This is a genomic window from Rossellomorea aquimaris TF-12 (assembly GCF_001648555.1).
In the GTDB taxonomy this organism is placed as follows: Bacteria; Bacillota; Bacilli; order Bacillales; family Bacillaceae_B; genus Rossellomorea; species Rossellomorea aquimaris.
Genome location: NZ_LQXM01000029.1, coordinates 437,908 through 463,956 on the forward strand (window position 1 = coordinate 437,908; position 26,049 = coordinate 463,956).

29 protein-coding genes and 1 tRNA gene are annotated in these 26,049 nt (G+C 35.5%); 6 read left to right on the forward strand and 24 right to left on the reverse strand.

Annotation, left to right across the window (positions count from 1 at the left end; all coding sequences use genetic code 11):
- Positions 1–23: 23 nt before the first annotated feature.
- The 4 genes from IQI_RS15760 to IQI_RS15775 all read right to left on the reverse strand — a co-directional run bounded on the left by IQI_RS15760 (position 24) and on the right by IQI_RS15775 (position 1,564).
- The gene (locus IQI_RS15760) at positions 24–161 is read right to left on the reverse strand and encodes a YvrJ family protein (RefSeq protein WP_064093579.1); all 138 of its coding nucleotides are present in this window, start codon (positions 159–161) and stop codon (positions 24–26) included.
- A 79-nt stretch (positions 162–240) separates the two neighbouring features.
- A complete protein-coding gene (locus tag IQI_RS15765; protein WP_064093580.1) occupies positions 241–462 on the reverse strand; it encodes a DUF2922 domain-containing protein in 222 nt (73 codons plus the stop codon).
- A gap of 33 nt (positions 463–495) precedes the next feature.
- Entirely contained in the window at positions 496–714 is a 219-nt protein-coding gene (locus IQI_RS15770) for a DUF1659 domain-containing protein (RefSeq protein ID WP_064093581.1), read from the reverse strand.
- Between the two features lie 325 nt (positions 715–1,039).
- A complete protein-coding gene (locus IQI_RS15775; protein WP_064093582.1) occupies positions 1,040–1,564 on the reverse strand; it encodes a hypothetical protein in 525 nt (174 codons plus the stop codon).
- A 317-nt stretch (positions 1,565–1,881) separates the two neighbouring features.
- Here IQI_RS15775 and IQI_RS20720 point away from each other — a divergent pair.
- Positions 1,882–1,978: transfer RNA gene (locus tag IQI_RS20720), tRNA-Sec, on the forward strand.
- 72 nt (positions 1,979–2,050) lie between these two features.
- Here IQI_RS20720 and IQI_RS15780 read toward each other — a convergent pair.
- On the reverse strand, positions 2,051–3,376 hold the full coding sequence (locus IQI_RS15780; RefSeq protein WP_082892755.1) for an ATP-binding protein: 1,326 nt from the start codon (positions 3,374–3,376) through the stop codon (positions 2,051–2,053).
- Positions 3,377–3,586: 210 nt separating this feature from the next.
- Here IQI_RS15780 and IQI_RS15785 point away from each other — a divergent pair, with 210 nt between their 5' ends.
- Positions 3,587–4,012, forward strand: a complete 426-nt coding sequence (locus IQI_RS15785) for a DUF2621 domain-containing protein (RefSeq protein ID WP_064093584.1) — start codon at positions 3,587–3,589, stop codon at positions 4,010–4,012.
- Positions 4,013–4,293: 281 nt separating this feature from the next.
- Here the strand turns inward: IQI_RS15785 and IQI_RS15790 are convergent, their stop codons facing one another.
- Both IQI_RS15790 and cuyB read right to left on the reverse strand, forming a co-directional pair.
- Positions 4,294–4,773, reverse strand: a complete 480-nt coding sequence (locus IQI_RS15790) for a site-2 protease family protein (protein WP_064093585.1) — start codon at positions 4,771–4,773, stop codon at positions 4,294–4,296.
- Positions 4,774–4,907: 134 nt separating this feature from the next.
- Positions 4,908–5,606 carry a cysteate racemase gene (cuyB, locus tag IQI_RS15795; RefSeq protein ID WP_082892756.1) on the reverse strand — a complete coding sequence of 233 codons (699 nt, stop codon included), beginning with the start codon at positions 5,604–5,606 and terminating at the stop codon, positions 4,908–4,910.
- 376 nt (positions 5,607–5,982) lie between these two features.
- Between cuyB and IQI_RS15800 the strand changes: the two genes are divergently transcribed.
- Positions 5,983–7,176: a YheC/YheD family protein gene (locus IQI_RS15800; RefSeq protein ID WP_197489764.1), complete on the forward strand. Its 1,194-nt coding sequence runs from the start codon at positions 5,983–5,985 to the stop codon at positions 7,174–7,176.
- Between the two features lie 61 nt (positions 7,177–7,237).
- On the opposite strand, the gene IQI_RS15805 is transcribed toward IQI_RS15800, so the two are convergent.
- From IQI_RS15805 to IQI_RS15815, 3 genes are all read right to left on the reverse strand, one after another.
- Positions 7,238–7,717 (reverse strand): CcdC family protein, encoded by a 480-nt coding sequence (locus IQI_RS15805; RefSeq protein WP_064093587.1) that lies wholly within the window; start codon positions 7,715–7,717, stop codon positions 7,238–7,240.
- A 123-nt stretch (positions 7,718–7,840) separates the two neighbouring features.
- Positions 7,841–8,203: a response regulator gene (locus IQI_RS15810; protein ID WP_064093588.1), complete on the reverse strand. Its 363-nt coding sequence runs from the start codon at positions 8,201–8,203 to the stop codon at positions 7,841–7,843.
- Positions 8,204–8,333: 130 nt separating this feature from the next.
- A complete protein-coding gene (locus IQI_RS15815; protein WP_064093589.1) occupies positions 8,334–9,041 on the reverse strand; it encodes a cytochrome c biogenesis CcdA family protein in 708 nt (235 codons plus the stop codon).
- Between the two features lie 265 nt (positions 9,042–9,306).
- Between IQI_RS15815 and IQI_RS15820 the strand changes: the two genes are divergently transcribed.
- Positions 9,307–9,483 (forward strand): aspartyl-phosphate phosphatase Spo0E family protein, encoded by a 177-nt coding sequence (locus tag IQI_RS15820; protein WP_064093590.1) that lies wholly within the window; start codon positions 9,307–9,309, stop codon positions 9,481–9,483.
- A gap of 118 nt (positions 9,484–9,601) precedes the next feature.
- Here the strand turns inward: IQI_RS15820 and IQI_RS15825 are convergent, their stop codons facing one another.
- From IQI_RS15825 to yneA, 10 genes are all read right to left on the reverse strand, one after another.
- Entirely contained in the window at positions 9,602–11,407 is a 1,806-nt protein-coding gene (locus IQI_RS15825) for an ABC transporter ATP-binding protein (protein WP_064093591.1), read from the reverse strand.
- 2 nt (positions 11,408–11,409) lie between these two features.
- Positions 11,410–13,158, reverse strand: coding sequence for an ABC transporter transmembrane domain-containing protein (locus tag IQI_RS15830; protein WP_064093592.1), 1,749 nt, complete (start codon positions 13,156–13,158; stop codon positions 11,410–11,412).
- Positions 13,159–13,503: 345 nt separating this feature from the next.
- Positions 13,504–14,631, reverse strand: coding sequence for a CamS family sex pheromone protein (locus IQI_RS15835; protein WP_064093593.1), 1,128 nt, complete (start codon positions 14,629–14,631; stop codon positions 13,504–13,506).
- A gap of 189 nt (positions 14,632–14,820) precedes the next feature.
- Positions 14,821–15,042, reverse strand: coding sequence for a YneF family protein (locus IQI_RS15840; protein ID WP_064093594.1), 222 nt, complete (start codon positions 15,040–15,042; stop codon positions 14,821–14,823).
- Positions 15,043–15,127: 85 nt separating this feature from the next.
- Positions 15,128–15,565, reverse strand: a complete 438-nt coding sequence (gene sirA / locus IQI_RS15845; RefSeq protein ID WP_064093595.1) for a sporulation inhibitor of replication protein SirA — start codon at positions 15,563–15,565, stop codon at positions 15,128–15,130.
- 97 nt (positions 15,566–15,662) lie between these two features.
- Positions 15,663–16,121: a GNAT family N-acetyltransferase gene (locus IQI_RS15850; RefSeq protein WP_082892759.1), complete on the reverse strand. Its 459-nt coding sequence runs from the start codon at positions 16,119–16,121 to the stop codon at positions 15,663–15,665.
- A gap of 66 nt (positions 16,122–16,187) precedes the next feature.
- Positions 16,188–18,191 (reverse strand): transketolase, encoded by a 2,004-nt coding sequence (tkt, locus tag IQI_RS15855; protein ID WP_064093597.1) that lies wholly within the window; start codon positions 18,189–18,191, stop codon positions 16,188–16,190.
- A 192-nt stretch (positions 18,192–18,383) separates the two neighbouring features.
- Positions 18,384–18,617: a DUF896 domain-containing protein gene (locus IQI_RS15860; RefSeq protein WP_064093598.1), complete on the reverse strand. Its 234-nt coding sequence runs from the start codon at positions 18,615–18,617 to the stop codon at positions 18,384–18,386.
- Between the two features lie 87 nt (positions 18,618–18,704).
- Positions 18,705–19,355 (reverse strand): YneB family resolvase-like protein, encoded by a 651-nt coding sequence (locus tag IQI_RS15865; RefSeq protein ID WP_064093599.1) that lies wholly within the window; start codon positions 19,353–19,355, stop codon positions 18,705–18,707.
- 11 nt (positions 19,356–19,366) lie between these two features.
- Positions 19,367–19,693: a cell division suppressor protein YneA gene (yneA, locus tag IQI_RS15870; protein ID WP_064093600.1), complete on the reverse strand. Its 327-nt coding sequence runs from the start codon at positions 19,691–19,693 to the stop codon at positions 19,367–19,369.
- A 157-nt stretch (positions 19,694–19,850) separates the two neighbouring features.
- Between yneA and lexA the strand changes: the two genes are divergently transcribed.
- On the forward strand, positions 19,851–20,471 hold the full coding sequence (gene lexA, locus IQI_RS15875) for a transcriptional repressor LexA (RefSeq protein WP_064093601.1): 621 nt from the start codon (positions 19,851–19,853) through the stop codon (positions 20,469–20,471).
- A gap of 129 nt (positions 20,472–20,600) precedes the next feature.
- Here lexA and glnA read toward each other — a convergent pair whose 3' ends face one another.
- The 4 genes from glnA to hflX all read right to left on the reverse strand — a co-directional run bounded on the left by glnA (position 20,601) and on the right by hflX (position 25,078).
- On the reverse strand, positions 20,601–21,935 hold the full coding sequence (glnA, locus tag IQI_RS15880; RefSeq protein ID WP_064093602.1) for a type I glutamate--ammonia ligase: 1,335 nt from the start codon (positions 21,933–21,935) through the stop codon (positions 20,601–20,603).
- A 38-nt stretch (positions 21,936–21,973) separates the two neighbouring features.
- Positions 21,974–22,390, reverse strand: coding sequence for a MerR family transcriptional regulator (locus IQI_RS15885; RefSeq protein WP_064093603.1), 417 nt, complete (start codon positions 22,388–22,390; stop codon positions 21,974–21,976).
- A gap of 139 nt (positions 22,391–22,529) precedes the next feature.
- Positions 22,530–23,807, reverse strand: coding sequence for a methionine gamma-lyase family protein (locus tag IQI_RS15890; protein WP_064093604.1), 1,278 nt, complete (start codon positions 23,805–23,807; stop codon positions 22,530–22,532).
- Between the two features lie 17 nt (positions 23,808–23,824).
- Entirely contained in the window at positions 23,825–25,078 is a 1,254-nt protein-coding gene (gene hflX / locus IQI_RS15895) for a GTPase HflX (RefSeq protein WP_064093605.1), read from the reverse strand.
- Positions 25,079–25,280: 202 nt separating this feature from the next.
- On the opposite strand from hflX, the gene IQI_RS15900 reads away from it, so the two are divergent.
- Positions 25,281–25,889 (forward strand): trimeric intracellular cation channel family protein, encoded by a 609-nt coding sequence (locus tag IQI_RS15900; protein WP_064093606.1) that lies wholly within the window; start codon positions 25,281–25,283, stop codon positions 25,887–25,889.
- The last annotated feature ends 160 nt before the right edge of the window (positions 25,890–26,049 follow it).

Sequence of the window (26,049 nt, forward strand, 5' to 3'; positions counted from 1 at the left end):
CATGTACATTGGCCTCCTCTTCCTTATCCTTTCATCTTCTCTGGAAGGGTTTGAATAGACGTAACGACTGCATCTAACTTTGTCTCAATTCGATAAAGTAAATACATTGTTACGATAATTGGAAACCCTACCTCTGACACAAACGGAATAATGGCTTCCAAACTTTTTCCTCCTTTATGTTCTGTCTTATAAGAAAAGCTGGAACGAAGGGGCTGCCCTTGTTGTTCCAGCTACTTCTCCTTAATCTGCAATCACATAATCCGTTACATTTCGTTCTAGAAGTCTTGCTCCTTTCACAGTTATGAACCTGCCTTTTGAGCTTTGAAAAACATTAGATGAGATTATATTGGTCATAACACTTTTTACAGCAGCAGAGTCAATCGGTTCTTTAGGGTGATCTATAGAAACTGTTGCAACTTTTCCCGTTTCCGTTGAGAATTGTAATTCTAGTGTTTTAGTCATGATTTCACCCCCTTCTTCATCAAATTAAGAAGTTTATGCGTTGATATCGTAAACTTCGTTTTTCTCTATGTCATAGAGAGGTTTAGATGATAGACTGGCAATCTCTTCACACGATTGAAGAATTTCATTCGGAGTAGCTAACATATTAATGTAGCTATACGTTTTATATTCAAATTGGGGATTACCTTCAAGATCTACTCCGTTTTCAAACACTAGTCTAATTTTTAAGTCCTTTAAATCTGCAGTCGCCATTTCCTTTCACCTCCTTTCACCTTTTATATAGGTGCAGTTGGAGGTAAAGGACACCTTACTGAAATAATAATGTAAGGTTTTTTTCGCAAAAATTGTTGTGGCTAAATATAAAGAGCTTGTAATTTGTGAACCACCGTTAAGGATTATTGCACAACTATTTTCCACGCGAGCTGAAAAAATTGCCCCACAAAACAACTATATGCGTAGAATTAGTAAAACAAAAAGACGAATCCTTTAGTATTGTAAGGATTCGTCTTTTTCGTATATATGAAACATCGAGCACTATATTTTTTTAAATTCAAGATACTGAGGCTAGCTTTACCAGTTATCCGTTAAGATCGCTGATCAGGCTTGAGCTTACTAATCCTGCTTCTTCTAGAAGGGTTTTGATTTGGTTTTCAGCGTCGTTTAATTTTTCATCAGCTGAAGTTAAATCTGCTTTTCCTTCTTTTTTAAGCTCTTCAGCTTTCATTGAGTAAGATTCAGTTAAAGTTGACTTAAATTCTTCCACTTTTTCCTTATGATCGCCAAGTCCTTCAGGGACCTCAAGGTTTTCTACTGCCTTTGCACTCTCTGAAGCTGATGCAGCAGCTGCTTCCTTCAGTTTAGTCAAATCGTCACCTGTTGGAGGCTCTTCAGCACCCATTGCTTCTTCATATCCATTTAAATCAATATCAACACCATTTACGGTTGTAGTTAAATTTAGATAAAACTCCATTAAATCTCCAGCAACATTGGTATTTTCTTCAGTTGCCTTACTTGACTCTTCTTTATTTCCTTCAGAACCTGAATCAGAACACCCTACTAATGCTAAAGATAAACCTAATCCTAAGAACCATAATTTTTTCATACTTGATTTCCCCCTATGTCTGTATCAAAATGTTCAATATTTAAAGGTATAGCTACAGTCTAAGAAATCGCTTTCTTCAACCGATACTAACCAGCAAAAAGTATCATATCATGGGGATAAAGGCTTGGTAAAGAAGTATTTTCTACTTTCACTAAAGTTTAAATGTTACAAATATTTGAAATAAATTGTATTTTTTTGAAGTTCTCTATTACGATATACAGTTCTTAATATATAAGCCCGTCTATTAAATCACTATTTAAACAAAAACGTTGAATAACTCTATATCACATGTTATAAATTAGATAGCATTCATTTACGGGGCTGATTGTTTAGCTGGTGCTTGCCTAGGTCTTCAAAACCTCTTGGGAGGCGCGTGCCGTCTCCGCTGGGTTCGATTCCCAGGCAGTCCCGCCACTTTGAGATTTTAATAATAAAATGATCATACTTAAAACCCCCTTCTGGGATACATCCAAGAAGGGGGTTTTTTTATTGATTATGAACGTATTCACGTTTTTTTCGTTCGATCCCTTGAGCAGCATCAAAATGGATATGAAAGCTAGTTCCTTCTCCTTGTTCACTTTGAACTCTTATGTCAGCTGAATGATCTCGAAGGATACGTAAGCATATGGTCAAACCAAGTCCGGTTCCTTTTGTTTTTGTCGTGAAGAAAGGCTCTCCTAGCTTCTCAAGAACTTCCTTCTTCATGCCTATTCCTTCATCTTTAAATGTAACTTCCACTTTATTATCCTGGTTTAAGGTAGCTTTAATCGTAATATTTCCTCCATGAGGCATGGCTTCAATGGCATTTTTAATGATGTTAATAAACACTTGCTTTAATTGATTCTCATCCCCTCGAATGTACAATTCTTTCTTTTGAAAATGAGTTTGTATATCTATGTTATAAAGAATGGCGTTGGTGTTTAATAATTTTGAAACGTGATCAAGGGTCTCAACAATATTTATTCTCTTGTATGTAACGGATTGCGGCTTGGCCAATATTAACAATTCACTAAGTACCAGTTCGATTCTCTTAATTTCTGAGAACACAATTTCTAAGTAGTCCTTTGTTTTTTCGTCTGCTTCATCTCTCATTAATTGCAGGAAGCCATTTATTGAAGTAAGCGGGTTTCTTACCTCGTGGGCAATTCCTGCTGCTAATTGACCAGCTACAGATAATTTTTGAGATTCGATAGCCAACGTTTCATTCATTTCCATGAGCTCTTCTTCATTATGTACTCTCTCAGTAATATCAGATATGGTTCCAACCGTGCCGATTAACATTCCTGCACTATTGTAATTAAGCTTGATATTGACTTCTCCCCATCGATATTGGCCATCCCTCTTTTGATAGGAAATATCAATTTTCATTTTTTCTCTTTTCTTATCAATACTACTTCGCAGTAAACGTTGAATTTCATGACGTTCATTTAATGAGATAAAATGGAGTGCCGTTTTATTTAGACTCTCATTCACTGTATAGCCAGTATAATCCTCCCATGACTTATTTAAAAATTGGAATTCTCCCACTGAATTGGTGTGGAACACTACTTCATCAATGCTTTGAAGCACATGCTGCATTTCTTCATTTAGAAGATTCACTTTTTCCTCGCTCTTTCGAAAAGCATTTAACATTTCATCGCTACGGTCATAATATTTCCCCATATAATATCCTATAAAAAGAATCATCAATGTGAAAACTAAATCTACTTTAATATGAATTGGATAATCTAAAACGAAATAATAGATAAAATCCCAAGTTATCACGATTAATAGACATATTAATACGGAAATAATTCTACCCCTAAATTTCATCAATTGAATCCCCCTAAATCCACAATGCGAAAAAGTAATGATTTTATCGAAACTGAAAGAATATTCACGTTATTTGTAATATAAGTATATCATTTCTTATTGAGAACAGTATAGACTTCAATTGTATTTTATACGATATTCTTGTCACATCCTCTTACCTTGTCTATAATGAATACGAAACATTCCCTTTTGAAAAATTGAGGTGAAAGCATGCTTGAAGGTTGGTTTTTATATTTTATTATGTTTTGGGTTGTATTCTTAGTGGTTTCCTTTGCCATCGGAGGATTTTTCATGTTTCGTAAATTCTTAAAAAGATTTCCGAAAGAAGATGGTAAATCAGATATGGATTGGGAAGAATTTTATGTAAACGAATCCATACATCTATGGAATGACGAAGAAAAGAAAATGCTCAATGAATTGGTTACGCCTGTTCCTGAAATATTTAGAGATGTTGCAAAGCATAAAATTGCCGGAAAAATTGGTGAGATTGCGATAACTGAAAAAGCACCCAGAATTTCTGAAGAATTAGTAATCAGAGGGTATATCTTGGCAACACCGAAACGAGATCATAAGTTTCTAAGGAAAAAATTAGATGATATGCAAATAGATGTAAAACCTTATGAACACTTATTCTAAATTTCACATGAGAGGGTGAAGTGTTTATGGGATCCATCTTAATCATTCCAATCGTATTATATTTGATTTTTTTCCTAGGTGCAGCCTTTCTATTTTATAAATGGAAAAACGCTAAAAAAAGGTAAACGATTTTCGTTTACCTTTTTTATATTTCTTTTTATAATGTTGCTATATAAAAGAGAAGACCCTCTTTTTTGATTTTTTATTGAAGGAGATATTCCAATTCTTAAACTTTACCTTATCATCCATATCCAAAAGATTTCACCCTTAAAACCAATGGATTAATCAATTGGATCCTCTGCTTTCCCAAACCGAATAACATCTAATATAGCTTGTCCATCACTTGGTTTTCCTTCTCCATTCCTAAAAGGAAATAAAGAAAAAAAGATAAAATATACTGAGAAATATACAAATTGATAGAAAAAAATATGAACAGGGAAAACTCCTTCATAAATTAAAAAGTTGATTAATAAAATGACGATTAAATTATAAATACTCCCTGACAAATAAATAAGAACGTGCACCCATACTTTATTGTACTTTAGTTCAGTATACTGACACCATCCTTCCATAAAATACATTCTTTTTACTTCCAGTGGGCCGATGTGAAATAAAGTTCTCCCTGTACCAATGGCAAACTGAATCTTTGCTCCAAAAATTCTAGCTGTTAGTACATGACCTGCTTCATGTACAACCGTCACAATTGGTAACGTTAAGAAAAACGCTAAAAAAAACGTCCATATATCCCCTAGTGTGAACAAAGTATTACCTCCTGCTTGATTTCATATACTTCCTACTTTGCCCGTAATTTTCGTTCTTATTCTTTTTTTCTAGCATTGTAATAAAATTGTAATCTCATTACAATTAAGGAGGTCCGTCCCTCGAGATCTTCTTTCTATCTTTTCATTTTTGCTTCTTTTACTGCTCTTTCGGCTAATATTTCAAGTGGGTCTATTTTTTCACATGAGGGGAGGTGTGGTAGGAGTATAGATATTTCAGTACAGCCTGCGATGATTGTTCTTGTTCCATTTCTATTATATTTTTCTATTATGTTCGCCATATCTTGAATGGCTTTATTCCCAACAACTTGTCCAGCCTTAACTTCATTAATTGCTAGATTGATGACCTCCTGTTCGTCTTGGTTAGGGATAGTAATTTCTCGATTATGTTTATGAAACTCTTTTTCATATAATCCTACTTTAATGGACGCTTCTGTTCCTAATAGTAATACTGAACCTGATTGAAAATGATTCACTACGTATTTAGTAGTCTCCTCAATAATATTTAGAACAGGTATTTTAACTGAGAGACAAATATCCTTATACCAGTAATGAGCGGTATTACAGGGTATAATAATAAAATCCGCTCCAGCTTTTTCTAAAATTTGTGCTGATTTTTCCAATTCTAGTTGTGGACTTTCCGAATTCTTTATTATGGAATCAATGCGAGACGGGATCTTTGCATTATTATAAATAATCATTCGCAGATGCTCCTGATCATTCTTTGCTGGTGTTTTCTCAATGATTTTTTCAGCTAGAGTTATCGTAGTAAGAGGCCCCATTCCGCCTAAGATCCCAATTGTTTTATCCTCCAAGACTCACTTCACACCCTTTTATTATTAAGTTTCTATCTTTATATAGAGTATGACTTTACTAATAATATGTTCTTTTAAAAAGAGTGAGTATATGGAGATTAGGTACATTCATCAAAAGGAAATGTGGAACTCAAAGAATGACAAAAATCGCCCTTTTTATCCAATTTAGGCTTTTCCGTTATACCTTTTTTTCGTTTAAGAATATTCTATATATAGTATGGTGAAGATTACTGTTGGGGGGGTGAATAGAATGACGTTAATAAAAATTAGTGAGGGTTTAGTAGAAAACAAGATTCACTTACATGAACAAACGTTAGAAAAATACAATATCTTATCACCTACATTAACCGTACACTTCGGAATGATAGAACAGAAAATGGATATTCATATTGATAATAATCTATGTTTAGGAACCATCCTTCTTCCCAAAAAAATAAATGCATATCTAGAAATCCCATCCTTACCATATGAATGCAAATTCGCTGGTGAACATTTATACCTTGGTCCTGTGATCGGGTTTATTCCAGCTAAGCATTTATATGCTAAACCAGAAAAATTACTCATGCGATTTCAACAATATGAAAAGATTAAAGGACTTATTTTCATTTTTTTGCAAGAAGAGATTAATACAAATAATTTAACGATACCTGGTTTTTATTTTAATCCGGATACAAAAACTTTTATTAAAGGAACCTTCCCCTATCCAAATGCAATATTTAGTAGAGATTATTTAAAGACAGCAACATATCAACATTTATCAGAGCATATTGGAAATAAAATCTTCAATCATCCTTTCAGCTTAGATAAGCGGACTTTTTGGAAAATCATGAATCGATCTCCACTCCTCTCTCAGCATATACCTCAAACAGCCGCGTTAACAGATTACAATATATTATTTGAAATGATAAATCAGTTTGATTCTATCTACCTCAAGCCTTTCAATTTATCCAGGGGCAGAGGGATTCTCCATATTAAAAAAGGAGAAAACGGTAGTTTTTTACTTACAAATGAAGATTCCGAGATGAAAAAGATTTCAAATATGGAAGATTTGATTGTGATTTTAGAAAAACAAAAAAATCAACGCTACCTTATTCAACAAGACATACCGATTAAAATTAAATCCCAAAAAGTCGATTTCAGGGTGTATTTCCATAAAAACCATATTGGAGAATGGATATGTTCAGGCATAGAAACGAAAATTGCTAAACGAGATAGTATTATTTCAAATTATAAAAATAGGGAGAAAACCTTGTCAGGAAATGAGGGTTTTCAAGCTCTCTTTCATTTACCCCCTCAAAAAATTATAGATATCACACAATACATTAATAGATTAGGTATACATTCACTTCAATTGATTGAAGAAAATAATTACCATTTAGGGGAAGCTGCTATTGATTTAATTATTGATGAGAATTTAAAAGTATGGCTGTTAGAGGTTCAAATAAATTTTGCTGCTGAAAAAAAACTGGCTAGAAAAGAGGGTAGTGAAGCCATCCTTCCGGACATTCTAACAGCACCATTATTTTACGCTAAATGGCTAGCTGATTTACCTCTCAACGCGCCGGAGTAAAATATCATCCGAATCAAAAACAGAACGACTGAATATCAGTCGTTCTGTTTTAATGAAAGAATTATATTGAATTGGTAGTTAAGTCTTTATTCTCTTGATGCATCTTTCGATATTGAAGATACATTGTGACCCTCCAAGGCACAATCATCCCAAAAGCAAGTATCCAAAACATTCCACTAAGTTCCCCATAATCGATTGAGGCACTTAGAATTGACTTCGCCACAATGCGAATTAAAAGAAGTCCGATTAATATAAAAGCAAATGCCTTAGAACGTTTTAAATAAATATCATTATTACGAATTTCAAATTTGGAAGTCTTTATTAACAAAATTGAAAAAAGCATACCTACAGTGATTGCTTCTAAAAACTCCCCTAAGGACACTCGAAAAGAAGGAAAAAGAAACATTAATGCACCTGTACTCATAAATAACGGTGGTAAAATAATTTTCTTCGCATTCACTGGCTTTTTTTGTGCTCTCATACGAATAAACAAAACAAGAAACCCCATACATATCGCAATAATGGATGAAGCGATCATCATAAATCATCATCCTTTTTAAAAGTTGATTCATTTTCCCATCTATTATATCCTATTTATCTTCAAAACGAAAATACAAAAAAGAGAGGCAGAAAAAGGCTGACCTTCTTTCCACGCTCTCTTTTATTATAAACCTAGCACTCTTTTAATTGATTCTTCTACGCGAACTTCATCAAATGGTTTTACAATAAAGTCTTTTGCACCTGCTTCAATGGCTTCAACTACTACTTTCTGTTGCCCCATTGCGGAACACATAATGATTTTAGCATGGGGATGTTCAACTAAAATACTTTTAACAGCTTCTAATCCATTCACTTCAGGCATAGTAATATCCATTGTAACGAGATCAGGTTGAAGCTCACGATACTTCTCAATGGCTACTCTTCCATTTTCTGCTTCCCCTATTACTTCGTGACCACTTGATGTAAGCATGTTACCCAATGTCATTCTCATAAACTTCGCATCATCCACTACAAGTATCGTTGCCACAGGTGTCCCTCCTCGTAAAAGCTACCGATGTAAATCTCTTCTCTTTTTACCTAATTAATCCATCTACAACTATACCATTAAACGTAATAAAAATTCAATTTAAAAAGAAAGAACAGATTCACCATCAAAATCAAAAGCCAGTAAACCCTCCAAATATTGAAGTGAAATAAGCAAGAAGAATAGTCATCCAATCAAAGAATAGCATGATTCCTACTACAATCATGATGTATCCCCCAACCTTTACAATTTTCCCGCTATTGCGTCGAATCCACTGCATTCTCCCAATAAAGAAAGAAAGGATTAAAAAGGGAATGGCAAACCCTAATACATAAGATGTCATATATAAAACACCAGAACCAGGATTTGTTGCAGCTAATGCTAAAACAGATGCAAGAATGGGACCGGTACAAGGTGTCCAACCTGCTGCAAAAGCCATACCAATTAAACCAGAACCGACATATCCTGCTGGTCTATTCTTAAATTCAAAGCGGCGATCCTTCATCAACATTTCTGGAGTAAATATTCCTACTACTACCAAACCAAAAATTACGATAAAGATAGCACCAAGTTGTCGTATCAAATCCTTATATTCTAAAAAGAACTCTCCAATAAACGAAGTTCCAAATCCAATCGCAATAAAAATGCTTGAGAATCCTATTAAAAAGAATATCGTATGTAATAAACTTCTTCTTTGTAGCATAGCATTGTCTGTCTTAAGTTCATTCACGCTCATCCCAGTAATATAGGATAGAAACGCAGGATATAATGGCAGGCAACAGGGGGAAATAAAACTTAAAAAACCTGCTCCAAATGCTAAAAAAATATTAATATCAGACATTTTCACATCTCCTACAAATTTTATTATATCTCTATTCTATCAAATATCAGGTAAGACCATGAGGATTGATTATGTGAAAGATTTGTGACCATCTCTTTACAATTACATTTTACAATTTCAAATGTATTAAACTGACATATCTTTTTATTAAAAACATCATTTTTGCTTTGAAAAATGTTTTCATTTTCGTTATACTAAAAAAAGTTACAATTATTACTAGTTTTGTATTCCTTCTGTAATTGGATACAAAAGAAAGGAAACAGCCGTGTCTAAACAAGAGCTTCTCGAACGAATTGAAAAAAAGCGTGCTCAATTAATTGATATTGTTGCTGAAAACGGACTTACATCTCCTCAAGCCATTCAATTTAGTCAGGAACTTGATCGTCTGTTAAATAGCTATAACTCGAAATACATAAAAAAGTATTCCCCTCAAATGAGCTAGTTTTTTCCTAATAATCTTTTGAAATTATAATATTAACGATATAATGATTGTTTTTTAAATAAAAAGTGGGCAGACATCCTAATTTATGAATGTCTGCCTTTTCTATTGTTTCTTTTCCTTATTCTTTTGCAATGGCAGCTTCCATTCCTTCAACTAATCCATTTTGCAACAGATACATCTTATGATATATCCCTCTTTTTGAAAGTAATTCCTGATGACTTCCACGTTCTACTACTTCGCCTTGATGAAGAACCAAGATTAAATTTGCATCTTGTATCGTCGAAAGGCGATGTGCGATAGCAATTGTTGTTCTTCCTTCCCGCATCTTTGATAATGCAGCTTGAATCGCTTCTTCCGTCTCTGTATCAATGTTTGCTGTTGCTTCATCTAGTACTAGGATTTTAGGTTTAGTAGCAATGGTTCGAGCGAAAGCAAGGAGTTGTCTTTGTCCACCTGATAGCGTTGAACCACGTTCAACTACTTTGTGTGAGTATCCTCCAGGTAATTTATCAATAAATGAGTGAGCTTGAACAAAGGTAGCAGCTTCTTCTACTTCTCTATCAGATATATGGTCATGATGAAGCCTTATATTCTCTTTAATGGTACCATAAAAGAGAAATGGATCCTGCAATACCAGTCCCATCTTTTGTCTTAACTCTTCCATGTGATAGGATTTAATATTTTGACCATCTATCAATATTTCTCCGCGATTGTACTCATAAAACCTCATTAATAAATTGATGATTGAACTTTTTCCACTTCCCGTATGCCCCACTAAAGCAACGGTTTCACCGGGCTTCACCGAAAATGAAATATTCTTTAATACATCCTTCTGTCCATCATAAGAAAAAGAAACATTCTTAAATGTAACTTCACCTTCATTAATTTTATTTGAATTATGATTCATTACAATTTGTGAAGGGGCCATTTCTTCTTCATCCAGTAGTTTGAACACTCTTGAAGATGCAATAATTGCCTGCTGAAACAGTGATAATCTCATCATTATTTGATTGACCGGCTCAAAGAAACGATCCAAATAATTTACAAAAGCATAGAGAACACCGATTTCAACAGGCTGATTAATGGAGGTAATACCAAAAAAACTTAAAACGAGGATAAGTGCAGCAACGTAAACGAGGTCAATCGCTGGTCTTAGTAAGAGCCCATCTACTTTTATATTTTTCATGCCTGCTAAGTAATGTTTTTTATTTATATGTCCAAATTCTTCTCTAAGTCGTTTTTCCTGTCTGAATACTTGTATGATTGACATCCCTTGTAGGGATTCACTTAACTTTGCATTTAATTCACTTAGTCGCTCCCGCATATCTTGATAAAAAAGAGAGCTGTATTTTCTGTATAATTTCATTATCATAAAAATGATTGGTAATATAAATAAACAAAAGAGAGCAAGTCGAGAATTTAACGCAAACATAGCAATAAATATTCCTGTAAGCAAAAATGTTCCTTGAATAAAAGAAACCAGTACACTTACAAACATATCTTTTATTGCTTCCGTATCATTTGTCACTCTTGAGACGATACTTCCAGCAGGAGTTTTATCAAAATATTTCATACCTAGTCCCTGTACCTTTGTAAAAACATCTACACGGATTTGTTGAATAATTTTTAAGGCTATTTCTTGAAATTTTAATAATTGAAAGTATGAAATCACGACATTCACTATTTGTATCATCAAGTATGCGAACCCTAAACTAACAAGAGGCCAATATGAAAAAAGCCGCGGAGTTAGATAATCATCAATAAACACCTTAATAATTATTGGGCCAAGCACATCACCAATAGTCGTCAATAACAACAATGAAAATGCATAAAGAATGGTCTTTTTATGAGGTTGTGCAAATTTCATTAGTCTGAAAAAGATCTTACGTTGATCTTTATATGTTAGTGTAGGTAATTTATCCATACTTATCCTCCATGCTCCACAAGTTCTTCTAATTGCTGGCGAAGATACATCTCTTTGTACCAACCCTTTTCTTTCATAAGCTCTTGGTGAGTTCCCCTCTCGACAATCCTCCCATTCTCCAACACAATAATGAAGTCAGCATGCTGAATCGCACTTAACCTGTGCGCTGTAATGATCGTCGTCTTCCCTTCTCTATTTTCACGGAGTGATGATAATATAGCTTCCTCCGTTTTAGCGTCAACAGCTGACAATGAATCATCTAAAATTAATAACTCCGGGTCCATTAACAATGCCCTGGCTATTGAAATCCTTTGCTTTTGCCCACCTGATAATGATACTCCTCTTTCTCCAACTACTGTTCCATATCCATGGGTAAAACCTTCAATATCCTGATGAATATGAGCAAGTTTCGCTGCTGATTCGACCTCTTCCTTATGTGTTAATGGGTTCGTGAAGGCGATATTTTCTAGTATTGTTGCAGAGAATAAGAAATGATCTTGTGGGACATAACCAATTGCTTCCCTTAAGCTATTTAGCTTATAGTCTTTAATGGAATGACCACCAAATGTAACCTCACCAGAATACCCCTCAAACTCTCTCATAAGAACCTTCAATAAAGTCGTCTTTCCTGCACCAGTCTTTCCTACAACCCCCACCGTTTTTCCCTTCTCTAATAAAAAATCAATCCCCTCTAAAGCAACAACCGACTCCCCTGGATAATAAAATTTCTCAATTCTATATTGAATATCTCCCGAGGGACGGACCTCAATTGCATCAACCTTATCCTTCACTTCCACTACTTCATCAAGAAGATCAGATACTCGATCATAAGACGCTCTCCCTCTTTCAACAATGTTAAACAACCACCCAAAAGCAAGCATTGGCCAAATAAGAAGACCAAGGTATGCCGTAAACGAAATAAGCTCGCCTATTGTCAACTCTCCACTCACTACAAATTTAGAGCCAAAGACGATTGACAAGAAAAATGATACCCCAACAATAATCGAAATCGTCGGATCAAATAATGAATCCACTTTCGCAACAGCCATGTTTTTTTGCACAACTTCTTCTGATTGCTTTCGAAAAGATTCAATATCTTCTCTTTCCTGACCAAATGTCTTTAATACTTTAATGCCTGATACACTCTCTTGAGTTTTATCATTTAAAGAAGAAAATGCCTCTTGTGCATTGTGAAATCGTTTATGTAAGAGTGTTCCATAATAGTTTGTTAAAAGAGCCATAATAGGCATAGGGATGAGAGCAATAAGCGTTAACTTCCAACTAATCGTAAACGCCATTGCAAGAATGACGAATCCACCCGTTGCCAACGAATCTACGAGGGTTAAAACACCAACCCCTGCCGTTTGTTGAATGGCTTGTAAATCATTTGTAGCATGGGCCATGAGATCTCCAACTCGTCTTTTTTGGTAAAATGACGGAGACATATTAGTAAAATGATGGTACAAACGATTGCGAAGTAAGCGTGAAAGTTTTGTAGCCGATCCAAATATTTTAATTCTCCAAACAAATCGTAAACCGTACATAGAAAGAGCTGTTCCTAAAAGAATCCCAATCCATTTGAGCATATCTTTAAGTGTAAGAGTATTACTTTTAATACTATCTACGACTACTCCAACAATCTTTGGTGGAATCAGTTGCAAGAATGCAACAAGTAAGAGCAGTATTGTCCCGGTTATATACGACTTTTTTTCTTGTAAAAAGAACCATCTCAAATCTATGAAGACCCTCATCTTATATCCTCCGTATCTTAATTAAATAGACTCTTTATTTTACCAAATTTCAAAAAAATGAGAAATATTTTTTTATGGAAGCTTCTTTTCTTTCGGCTCTTTCACAATGATTGATATTTATTCCATTTATTCTGCCATTGCCTCGGTCAAGCATTATGTTCTAGATGGTGAGGGATTCGTTCCTTACTTTCCACCAAGACTCCTCCATCTCTGATGAGTTATTCCAACACGATTTTTCGTATAAGTGGCTAAATTATTATATAAATGCAATCAACTAACAAGAATTAAACTAAAAAAAGAGCAGTACCTATGAAAGGTCTGCTCTAATTGTATGAAGTTCTGGTATTACTCATGAATTTGAACAAATGGCTCTTGGTCAACCTCTTTTACAATGGTTGCTTTAATGCCTTTAGGCGTTTTCACATAAAGATAAACAGGAGTATGTGGAAAGTAATCGACAATTTCCGGTCCAATTGCTTGAGAAAACCCAATGAGCTCTGATTCCTTGACCATTCCTGTATGCACATCAATAACAAGCTTGTTTAGATTGTCCTTTTTATACAATCCTTTTCCCACAAATTCAATGTCTTGATGAGAAAAATACTTCGATACATAATCTTCTAGGTCTCTAATTCGATTATGTAGATCACGATCTTTTTCTTCACCAGCATTACTTGGGAAGTAAAAATAGTTCTCAGACACATCTTGCCATTTTTTTATCCCTTTATCATTTTCATCAAGAAAACTTGATGTGAAATAGTTTCCAGGGATGACACTATTTAATGGCTGAAGTTTAAAAATTGAAATAAGAATAGGAACATTCTTTAATTCTTTGTTCCCTCTTACACGACTTACTATTATTTTAGCCGCCTTCTTCCCATACTCTTCCAAAGTCTTATCATCAATTTTAACTTCATCAAAATGCATTAAGCTATTTGCATCCTTTACACGAATGTAATCGATTGAATTCATAGCTAGCCCTAAGGAAATACCTTGAATTTTCCCCTTAGAATCAACAAAGTTCTGTTCATGAACGTAAGCAAGATACATAGGATTCTTTTTTTCAATTTCCATCCGCTTCTTCCAGTCCATATTTTCACTGACTTCAATCGCTGGATTCAAGCCTAATTCATTTGATTCGGATTCTCTCCTTAACCATAAATCAAGATCCTCTAAATACTGCCCTTCTTCATACACATATTTTTCAGGAGAAAAATGTTCCGTCGATAAAGACATCAGCCCTGTCTCGATTTCGTCCATGTCTGCTCGATTATTAATCGTCATCGTAATGAGCCCTCGATTTACAGACTTCTTCTCTTTATTAACGTTATAATTTAAATATTCACGTGCCTCACTTGCTGCACTATTTTGCTTTTCAAGTGTTTCTTCATCTATCACTTCTTGAGGTTTCGTATTATTACAACCTGAAATAAGGATTACTAGTGAAAGTGAAGCAATCATCCATTTTTTCATATGACTCCCTCCGCACTTCATTCTATCATAAAATCATTTTTAACTTGAAAGATTATCCTTAAGTTTTTTCCTATTCTCCCAAAATCCTCGTTTATACCTATAATTAATCATCTACTATCTCTCATGTCATCGGTAGCCCGAAATGACACCACAAAGAAAGAGCACTCATAACCTGAGTGCTCCCACTTATTACTTCATGTTCTTATTCATTGCGTTCATCATTTGATTAATCTTCTTTTGAGATGGTTTTTGACCCATTTGCATCATCATCATGCGAAGCATTTGTTCATTAATTGGTGGATTTTTCTTTAGGTAGCTCATCATATATTTACGAGCAATGAAAAATCCTAGTGCAATTCCAGCAAGTAGTGCTAGAACTCCAACTAGAATAAGTAGCCAAGTCGTTGACATATTCTTACTTCCTCCTTCATGTTGTCCTTTTAAAAGTGTACTAAACCAAGAAACATTATACAATATTTCTGTCACAATTTCTTAATTAATATATAAATTTTCTTTGTTTTATAGGTTTTAGCCAACCAAAACGTTCATTTTTTATATCAATGGCTAGTAATTGTCCCATATTTCTTCTTAAAATTTCAAAGAAAACATACTCTGAATCATCTTTTCCCCAAGCATGAATCGTTATGCATTTTTCATGCAGCACCAAGGAAGCTCCTGATTTAGGATTTTCAAGCTTAGCAGCGGAGTTTTCCCATTTCGCTCCATCTACCTTTGCTATTTCATGTTGCAGAAGTCTCTGGGTGGGAAGATATGGTATGGGCTTTGTAATATACTCAACTTGTTTGGCTATGATATCAGACATCTCTCCATTACTTGTTTCCCATTCAGAAAAAAGTTGAAAGAACATTCTTTCTCGACCGTAATAGTGCTGAACAAACATTTCTTCAATCCAATAGATATGATAGTTTCGCACCTTTTCTCCCCCCTACTTCTTTTATTAAGTATAATTGAAAGAATAGGGAGTAATTGTCAAAATTTGTTGAAAAATAACACTAGTTTTGTCGAAAACTCTATTTATCAATCTTTTTCTCTAACATCACCATATCGTAGGCTCTCAAGCCGTTTTCAATGATTGGATGGGGATAGGATAAGAAAAAGTCCTTCTCTACTGCATTCATTCGAAAACCACACTTCTGATAAAAAATAAGATTGCCGATGCTTGAATTTGCTGTTCCAACAATCATTTTTTTATATTCTTTTCCTTTGAGGTAATCGGTTATTAACTCTAGAGCTCTTTTCCCCATCCCTTTCCCTCGAAATTCTTCAAGAATCCCTAAATTTTTAATTTCAATTGTCTGTGCATCTTTCTCAATAAGAAGGATTATTCCAATTCGTTTCTCTTTAGTCCAAACTGTATGAAGTGTTCCAGAGTGGATATATTTTGATATCATCTCTTTTGATTCATCCGCTAAATTTAGTAACGGGAAAAACTTAGACCTATCCTCTTTAGCTTCCTGTACGAGCTTCACTGAATCCAAAACCTCCTATCAAAAAAGACTAACTCCTAAAAGCTTTAGGAGTTAGTCCAAAAGATGTTACTGAAGTAATGCTTTAATTCTTGAAACAACATTATCAGGAGTAAAGCCATATTCTTCAATGACCCTTCCTCCAGGAGCTGAAGCACCGTATCCATCAATTGCTAGGATGTCTCCTTCATCCCCAACATACCGATCCCATCCAAATGGTGAACCCATTTCAATTGCCAAGCGCTTCTTCACACTCTTCGGTAATATAGATTCTTTATATTCTTTTGATTGCTTCTCAAAACGATCAAATGAAGGCATACTCACAACAGAAACACTAATTCCATCTTTTTCAAGTGCGTTTTGTGCTTCAACAGCTAAGCTGACTTCTGAACCAGAAGCAATTAGCAATGCATCTGGTTGATCTTTACCGGACGCTGAAACGACATATGCACCTTTTTCTACACCATTATAAGCTTTATCTGCTGTACCTTTTAGAGTAGGTAAATCTTGGCGTGATAACACTAACATTGTTGGCTGATCTTTTGACTGTAATGAAAGTCTCCAAGCAGCTGCTACCTCATTCCCATCAGCCGGTCTAATGACGCATAGATTTGGCATGGCACGTAGTGATGCAAGCTGTTCCACAGGCTCATGGGTTGGACCATCTTCACCAACAGCAATACTATCATGAGTAAATACATACGTTACTGGTAACCCCATTAATGCAGCTAATCGGATAGCTGGTCTCAGGTAATCACTAAATACAAAGAATGTACCGCCGAATACATGTAAACCACCGTGCAACGCCATACCATTCATGGCACCACCCATTCCAAATTCACGTACACCAAACCAAATATTTCTGCCCTCATAGGATTCTGGACTGAAATCAACTTCCCCTTTAATCATGGTTTTGTTTGATCCTGCTAAATCAGCTGAACCACCAATGAACGATGGAAGTTTTTGTGCAATTGCATTTAATACTTCACCGGATGAAGCACGACTTGCCAGGGCTTTACCTTCTTCATAAACAGGAATTTCACTATCCCATCCTTCAGGCAGTTCTCCTTTAATGGCTGCTTCTAATTGAACAGCAAGTTCAGGATATTCATCTTTATATTTAATGAATAATTCAGCCCATTTTTCTTCTGCTTCTGAGCCTGCTTTTTGAATTTTATCTTCAAAACGACTGTACACCTCATCAGGAACATGGAAATCTTGTTCGAATGTCCATTGATAAGCTTCTTTTGTAAGCTTCATCTCATCTTCTCCAAGTGGAGCACCGTGGACAGCAGACTTACCTGATTTATTCGGAGCACCGTATCCAATAACTGTTTTCACTTCTATCATTGTAGGTCGCGTCGTATCTCCTTGAGCCTTTTCGATGGCTTTAGAGATCTCTTCTAAATCATTTCCATCTTCTACACGGATATACTGCCAACCATATGATTCAAATCGGCCTTCAACACTTTCAGAAAACGACTTATCTAAATCCCCGTCAAGCGAAATATCATTAGAATCATAAAGTACTACAAGTCGACCTAACTTTAAATGTGCAGCTAATGAAGCCGCTTCAGAGGATACACCCTCCATTAAATCTCCATCTCCGCAAATTGAGTATGTATAGTGATCAACAAGATTGTATTTATCTTTATTATAAGTTGACGCCAAATGTCTCTCGGCTAATGCCATACCCACTGCCATAGCAATCCCTTGTCCTAGAGGACCAGTTGTCGCTTCTACTCCTGGTGTATGAAGATATTCAGGGTGTCCAGGTGTTTTACTGCCCCATTGACGAAAATCTTTTAGGTCATCCATGGAAACGTCATAACCTGAAAGGTGTAGTAGGCTATATAATAGCATTGATCCATGACCGGCTGATAAAACGAAACGGTCACGATTAAACCATTGAGGATTTTTTGGATTATGATTCATAAAGCGCGTCCAAAGAGCATAAGCCATTGGAGCGGCTCCCATAGGCATTCCCGGGTGACCCGAACCTGCTTTTTCAATTGCATCAATAGATAATGTACGAATTGTATTAACTGCTAAATGATCTGTATTATCAAACATTTGTCAGACATCCTTCCTTTTCAATCTTCATTCTTAATATTAATCTTCTTTGATAGTTTATACAACTATCTTGAATGATAACATGACTTTTATATGGTTAAAAACAAAAAATCTTTCTGACCTTCTAAAAACAAAAAAGCCATCATTAGATTCCAGACCTAATTGATAGCTTAGTTTGAAAACGATACACTATTAGTGCATTTTTTTCTTGTTTTGAATATCTTGTATTTTCTTAGGTGTCACTTCATTGCCTGAAGGATCAAATATTCTTGTATTTTCAATTGTGCCCTTCATAGATTGACGAAAGGTTTCCAGGTACTCTTTTCTTAGTTTGGATTGTTCCTTTGCTTCATCCTGTGTTAGTCCTTGAGATTTCGACTTTTTAGCCAGCTCATTTATACGATTCATTTTTTTCTTTGAAAGCATCTATAAAAACTCCTTTATTGCGTAATCAATAATAGTACAAGGAAATACTATCGTCATGTTACTAAATTAAAGGAGATAAAACAAGAATTATGTTTTATTCATTGAATCGGTATATTCCTTAAAACGTCTATGGACAGTTGCCTTTGATATATCGTAGCCAAAGCCCCTTAAGGTGGCTGCAATTTCTGCAAAAGTCAGCTCATTTCTTCGTAAACGAACAATTTCTTCAACAGGAACTTCTATCCGTTCTCTACCTTCGAGGTTCCCTTTGTTCTTTAAATTTTTATGAGGGCGAAAACCATTATCAACTGCTCTTCTCATACCACGTTTAATTTTTAAATTATGAAGTTTCCGCTGATATTCCTCTACCATACTAACGATATTAATAACCATAGAATCAGATTCAGACAAATATAGCTCTCCACTATGAGTTAAACTAATAATCTTAACCTCTTCTTTAAGCAAACAATGAATAAGAGCAATCTTTGCATTTCCTCTTCCAATTCTCGTTTCATCTTGAATAAACACAGCTTCAATGGAATCCTCTTTAATTCTGTCTAACAATTCTAAGACTCCCGGACGATCCAGTTCAAAACCACTTGCTTGATCTTTAATAATGGAATGAACTTCATAATGGTGACTCTCGGCTAGTTTCACCAGTTCTTCTTCTTGTCTTTCTAATGATGTCTCCTGTGTGTCTTTTTTTGTACTCACTCTACAATAAATGACAGCCTTCATATAAAATCCCTCTATTCTTCATTCATTACAAGTTGATAATCTGTTTGAGTTGATAGGGTTGGATTTTCAATGGGTAAAACAATCGATTCTCCAGGTTGGATGGAAAATGATGTTAAATTATTTTCTTCCCCTACCCACGCAATAAATTCTTCTACCGTCATAGAGTATTCTTCATTGTACTCTTTGGCAATAGTCCAAAGGGTGTCTCCTTCTTTGATTGTAATACTTTGATAAGAAGGCTGATTTGCCTGGTTTAACAATAAATACCCCGTTGATAAAAATCCTAAAATAAAGAGAATAATAATATAAGAGAAACGATTCCAAATGTTTGTTAGCATATAATTAACCCTCCATGCGAATGTCTGTTCTGTTTTGTTAACTTTATTGTAATACGAACATTCGTTTGGTGTCAACTAAAATTCGAACTTATGTTTGTATCATGTAAATTCCCATGCTATAATGGGAACATAAGATCGATAATAGAGGTGCGTGAATATGACAAAATTATCTAAAAGACAGCAAGACATACTAGAATATATTAAAACAGCAGTAAGGGATAAGGGCTATCCACCTTCTGTAAGAGAAATCGGGGAAGCAGTTGGACTTGCTTCCAGTTCCACCGTACACGGGCATTTAGCTAGATTAGAAAGCAAAGGATTAATTCGCCGAGACCCTACCAAACCTAGAGCCATAGAGATATTGAACCTTGATGAGGATACCATTCCACGTCAAAGAGTCGTGAATGTACCCTTAATTGGTAAAGTTACTGCCGGTCAACCTATAACAGCTGTTGAAAATGTGGAGGAGTTTTTCCCTCTGCCTGAGCGTATGGCACCTTCTGATGAACAGGTGTTTATGCTAGAAATTATGGGTGATAGTATGATAGAAGCTGGTATTTTGGATGGAGATTTTGTTATTGTACGTCAGCAGCAAACAGCTAATAATGGAGATATTGTCGTAGCGATGACAGAAGAAGATGAAGCAACGGTAAAACGCTTCTTTAAAGAAAAAGATTTCGTGAGATTACAACCGGAAAATTCAACGATGTCTCCTATTATTTTACGAAATGTATCTATTCTAGGAAAAGTTGTTGGAGTATATCGACAGGTGCATTAATGATGAAAAAAGGGGCAATGCATATGCATTGCCTTTTTTTCATGTAGCCTAATTAGAATAGAAAAAAAACCAAGTCCGATCATCTAACGGACTTGGTTTTTTATGACTGAATTCAGTTCATTTACTATCTTAATACATCTGAATGTATTGCTCGCGCTCCCAAGGATGTACTTGTGTACGGAACATATCCCACTCGATTTCCTTCGCTTCTACGAAATGTTCGAAGATGTGTTCTCCTAGTGATTTCACAATCACTTCATTTGATTTAAGGTTTTCTAATGCAGCATGTAATGTTGCTGGAAGATCAACAATTCCTGCTTCTTCACGCTCTTTTTTATCCATAACATAGATGTTACGATCAATTGGTTTTGGCGCAGGAAGGTTGTTTTTAATTCCGTCTAAACCAGCAGCTAATAATACAGCCATCGCTAAGTATGGATTTGCAGCAGGGTCTACACTACGTACTTCTACACGTGTGCTTAGTCCGCGTGATGCCGGAATACGGATTAATGGGCTACGGTTACGAGCTGACCACGCTACATAACAAGGAGCTTCATAGCCTGGAACTAATCGTTTATATGAGTTTACAGTTGGATTCGTGATTGCAGTGAAATCTGTTGCATGCTTGATAATTCCAGCTAGGAATTGACGTGCAGTATCACTTAACTGTAAATCACCTTTTTCATCAAAGAATGAATTCACACCATCTTTGAATAAAGACATGTTACAGTGCATTCCTGAACCATTAACTCCAAATAGTGGTTTTGGCATGAATGTTGCATGCAACCCATGCTTACGAGCAATCGTCTTGACAACAAGCTTGAATGTTTGGATATCATCACAAGCTCTTAGAGCGTTTGCATATTTAAAATCAATTTCATGCTGTCCAGGAGCTACTTCATGGTGAGAAGCTTCAATTTCAAATCCCATTTCTTCAAGTTCTAATGCAATATCTCGACGGCAGTTTTCACCTAAATCTGTTGGGGCAAGGTCAAAGTAACCACCATTATCATTTAATTCAAGAGTTGGCTCACCATTTACATCTAATTTAAAGAGGAAGAATTCCGGCTCTGGCCCAAGATTGAAATCAGTAAAACCTAGATCTTCCATTTCTTTTAGAATACGCTTTAAGTTGTTACGGGGATCTCCTTCGAATGGAGTTCCATCTGGATTATAAATATCACAGATTAAACGAGCAACCTTTCCTTTTTCGGCTGTCCAAGGAAATACAAGCCATGTATCTAAGTCCGGGAATAAATACATATCCGATTCTTCGATACGAACAAATCCTTCAATGGAAGAACCATCGAACATCATTTTGTTATCTAGTGCTTTTTCAAGCTGACTTAGTGGAATCTCAACATTCTTGATTGTTCCTAAAATGTCAGTGAATTGAAGACGTATGAATTTCACACCTTCTTCATTAGCTAATTTTAAAATATCTTCTCGGGTAAACTTTGCCATTTGCGTAATTCCTCCTCAAGTTTATTAAAGCTTATTTATTAATGAAAAAAGCGAGACATGTCACCTTGACGTAATGAAGCCCGTTTAAATCGTCCAGAATGCATTAATTCATTGCGAAGCAATTTCCGCAGCTCATCGTCAGATAGATCTTGTCGTGCTTTTTCTTCCTTTTCACTACTTACGTCAGATACTACTTTGTTTTCATTATGAACAGATACAGAGAATATCTTCTTAATACCTGCCATATTTACACCTTGATCTAACAGATCCTTCACTTCTAATAACTTATCAATGTCATTCAAGGAAAAGAGCCTGCGATTTCCCTCTGTTCGTGCAGGAGTTATCAGTTGATGCTCTTCGTAGTACCGAATCTGACGAGCTGTTAAGTCCGTAAGCTGCATGACAATGCTTATTGGAAATAATGCCATGGTTCGACGAATTTCACTTCCACTCATCTCGATTCCTCCTTTTCTTTTCCTTCATGCTCTTATTATATGTAATGTCAGGAGTTCTGTCAATCAAATGTTAGAAAATCTAACATAAATAATCAAAAGAAAAGGATAGTCGATTTTAGACTATCCAATTAGTATTATATTATCCGTTCCTAATCTTGATTAAACCTTTTTCTATTAAATTATCTAAAGCCGTACAAACAGCAATTTTTACATGTGAATAGGTTAATCCGCCTTGAACATACGCCACGTATGGTGGTCTTATCGGTCCATCCGCTGATAGTTCTATGCTTGAACCTTGGATAAATGTACCCGCAGCCATAATTACATCGTCTTCGTATCCAGGCATATAATTGGGATACGGGGTAAAGTGCGAATTTATTGGGGATGAAAATTGTATAGACTGACAAAATGCAATCATTTTTTCCTTGTCATCAAATTGAATGGACTGAATTAAATCTGTTCTAGTAGCATCCGGTTTAGGATTTGTGTTCATTCCAAGTTCCGTTAATAACGCAGATGTGAAAACTGCCCCCTTTAATGATTGTGAGACAACATGAGGGGCAAGAAAGAACCCTTGATACATTTCTTGTAAGCTGTAAAGTGATGCACCGGCTTCGGCTCCAATGCCAGGAGACGTCATCCGATAGGAGCAAGCCTCAACCAGTTTTTTCTTCCCTACTATATAGCCACCGGTTTTGGCTAAGCCACCGCCTGGATTTTTAATCAGAGAGCCTGCGATTAAATCTGCTCCTACGTGGCAAGGTTCTAAACCTTCCACAAATTCACCGTAACAATTATCAACAAAAACAACTATTTCCGGATTTATTTCTTTAACAAATGAAATCATTTCTCTAATTTCTTCTATTGTAAATGAGGGACGATTGGCATATCCTTTTGAACGTTGAATTCCAATCATTTTGGTTTTTGAGGAAATCACCTTTCCTACTTCGTCAAAATCGACTTTACCACTCGCGTTTAAATCCACACTTTGATACTCAATTTGAAAGTCTTTTAACGAACCTGTTCCATTCCCTCGTAACCCTACAATTTCTTCTAACGTATCGTATGGCTTTCCAGTTATGTAGACCAACTCATCTCCAGGTCTTAGTACACCAAATAAAGCAATCGAGATGGCGTGGGTTCCTGATATAATTTGAGGTCTCACTAAACCAGCTTCCCCTCCAAAAACATCTGCATAAATACTTTCCAGCGTATCCCTCCCGATGTCATCATACCCATACCCTGTTGATGGAATGAAATGGGAATCACTTACACGATGATTTTGAAAGGACTTTAATACCTTAAATTGATTACTTTCTGCTCGCTCGTCTATTTGTTGGTGTAATGGACGAATACTACTCTCTACTTTTTTAACTAATGGCTTTAATTCTTCTCCATGTACCAGTTGTTCAAACATATTCTCATGTTTCCTTTCTACGGTTGAAATTTCTTGATGCTTCCTGCGATCGGATGATCCTCTAAGTTATACCCTGTCAATTCGTATTGTTGTGCTTCTTCTATAAATTCAAGCTTTGTTAAAATGGTTTCTTGCTTTAATTGTGAAAGAAGCTTTCCTTCATGTGCAGGAATCAGGACATGATAGATAGACATTTGACGCTTCACAATTTCTTCAATCTTTTGAAGAAGCCTGTTTCGATCATTGTCATTTAAGGCACTAATAATGATCCGTTCTGAATCACTATCTGGAACAAATTCATGGTGAATTAAATCACTTTTATTGTAAACGGTAAGCTGTGGCATTCCTATCATATCTAAATCCTTCAATAATGATTGAACTGTTTCTTCATGCTGCTTGTAATCAGGATTTGAGCTATCCACTATATGTAATAAAAGGTCTGCTTCCTTAACTTCTTCCAAAGTAGATCGAAAAGCAGCTACTAAAGATGTAGGTAAATCTTGAATGAACCCTACTGTATCTGTAAGTAATGTGGTATATCCACTCGGAATGACCATTTTTCTGGTCATAGGGTCTAATGTAGCAAAAAGCTGATTTTCTTCAAAAGAATCCGCAATCGAAATACGGTTAAATAAAGTAGACTTCCCAGCGTTTGTGTATCCTACAAGAGCAACTTGAAATGTTTTATTACGCTTTCTTCTTTCTCGATATCGTTCACGATGCTCAACAATCGTTTGTAGCTGACCCTTGATATCATCGATTCTTCTACGGATATGGCGTCGATCACTCTCTAATTTTGTTTCACCAGGTCCTCTTGTACCAATACCTCCTCCAAGTCTTGATAAGGAAGCTCCTTGACCAATTAACCTAGGAAGCAAATATTGAAGTTGAGCCAGTTCCACTTGCAATTTCCCTTCTCTTGAACGCGCACGCTGGGCAAATATATCTAATATTAATTGAGTTCGGTCAATTACTCTTGCATCCAAGTCCTTTGATAAATTCCGAATCTGACTTGGTGATAATTCATCATTAAATATGATGATATCAGGCTCTAATTGCTCCTCTAAAAGAACCAATTCTTCTACTTTTCCTTTTCCTATATATGTACTGGGATGTATTCGATCTCGCTTTTGAAAAAGAGTTGCTACGACTTTCCCTTGAGCTGTTTCAGTCAACTCTTTTAATTCCCCCAAGCTATATTGAAAACGCAAGTCATCCTCTTCAAGCTGACACCCAACAAGTATGACTTTTTCTCTGGAATCGTTCTTCACTCAACATCCTTCTTTCTTTGGATTTCATTATATTCTTCATCATATCAAAATTACCTTGTAAACTCTATGTAAAAAGAAACCGAAAATGGTTGCAATTGATTATATTCGTGTTAAAATCAGTATGTTTGATTAAAGAACTTCACACATTCAGCATCCTACATATAGTAATGTAGCAGATTGTAACGGGTTAGGAGGAATGTATATGACGTGGGAAGTATTAAGTATTATTGGAACCATTGCTTTTGCCGTTTCAGGAGCTATCATTGCTATGGAAGAGGAATATGATATTTTAGGTGTTTATATATTAGGGATTGTGACCGCTTTTGGTGGAGGTGCCATTAGAAACTTGTTGATTGGAGTACCTATCTCTGCACTTTGGGAGCAAGGGATGCTATTTCAAATTGCCCTTCTTTCCATCACAGCTGTTTTCCTTTTCCCAAATAATCTTTTAAAGCATTGGAGAAAATGGGGAAACTTTTTCGATGCCATTGGTCTATCAGCTTTTGCCATACAAGGAGCTCTTTATGCATCTGAAATGAATCATCCAATTAGTGCAATCATTGTGGCAGCTGTTCTAACTGGAAGTGGCGGAGGAATCGTACGCGACCTTCTTGCAGGAAGAAAACCGCTTGTCCTTCGTTCAGAGATTTATGCTGTTTGGGCCATCATGTGTGGTGCTGCTATAGGATTAGGTTTAGTTCATTCGGCCTTTGAACTTTATGCTTTGTTTATTATTTCAACTACTTTACGCGTACTTTCGTTCCTATATAAATGGAGATTACCAAATAGAAGTTTAAGAGCACATGTTTAATGACTGTTTTTTCAAAGAATGAGCCTTCTCGTATATTACTGTTAACCCTTTTCATTTATACTTCTTAAAGAAATTTATGCACTAGTTTAATATCAAGTATATTTAATGAAATAAAAAATGCATTCATATATGAATGCATTTTTTATTTCATCTATTATAT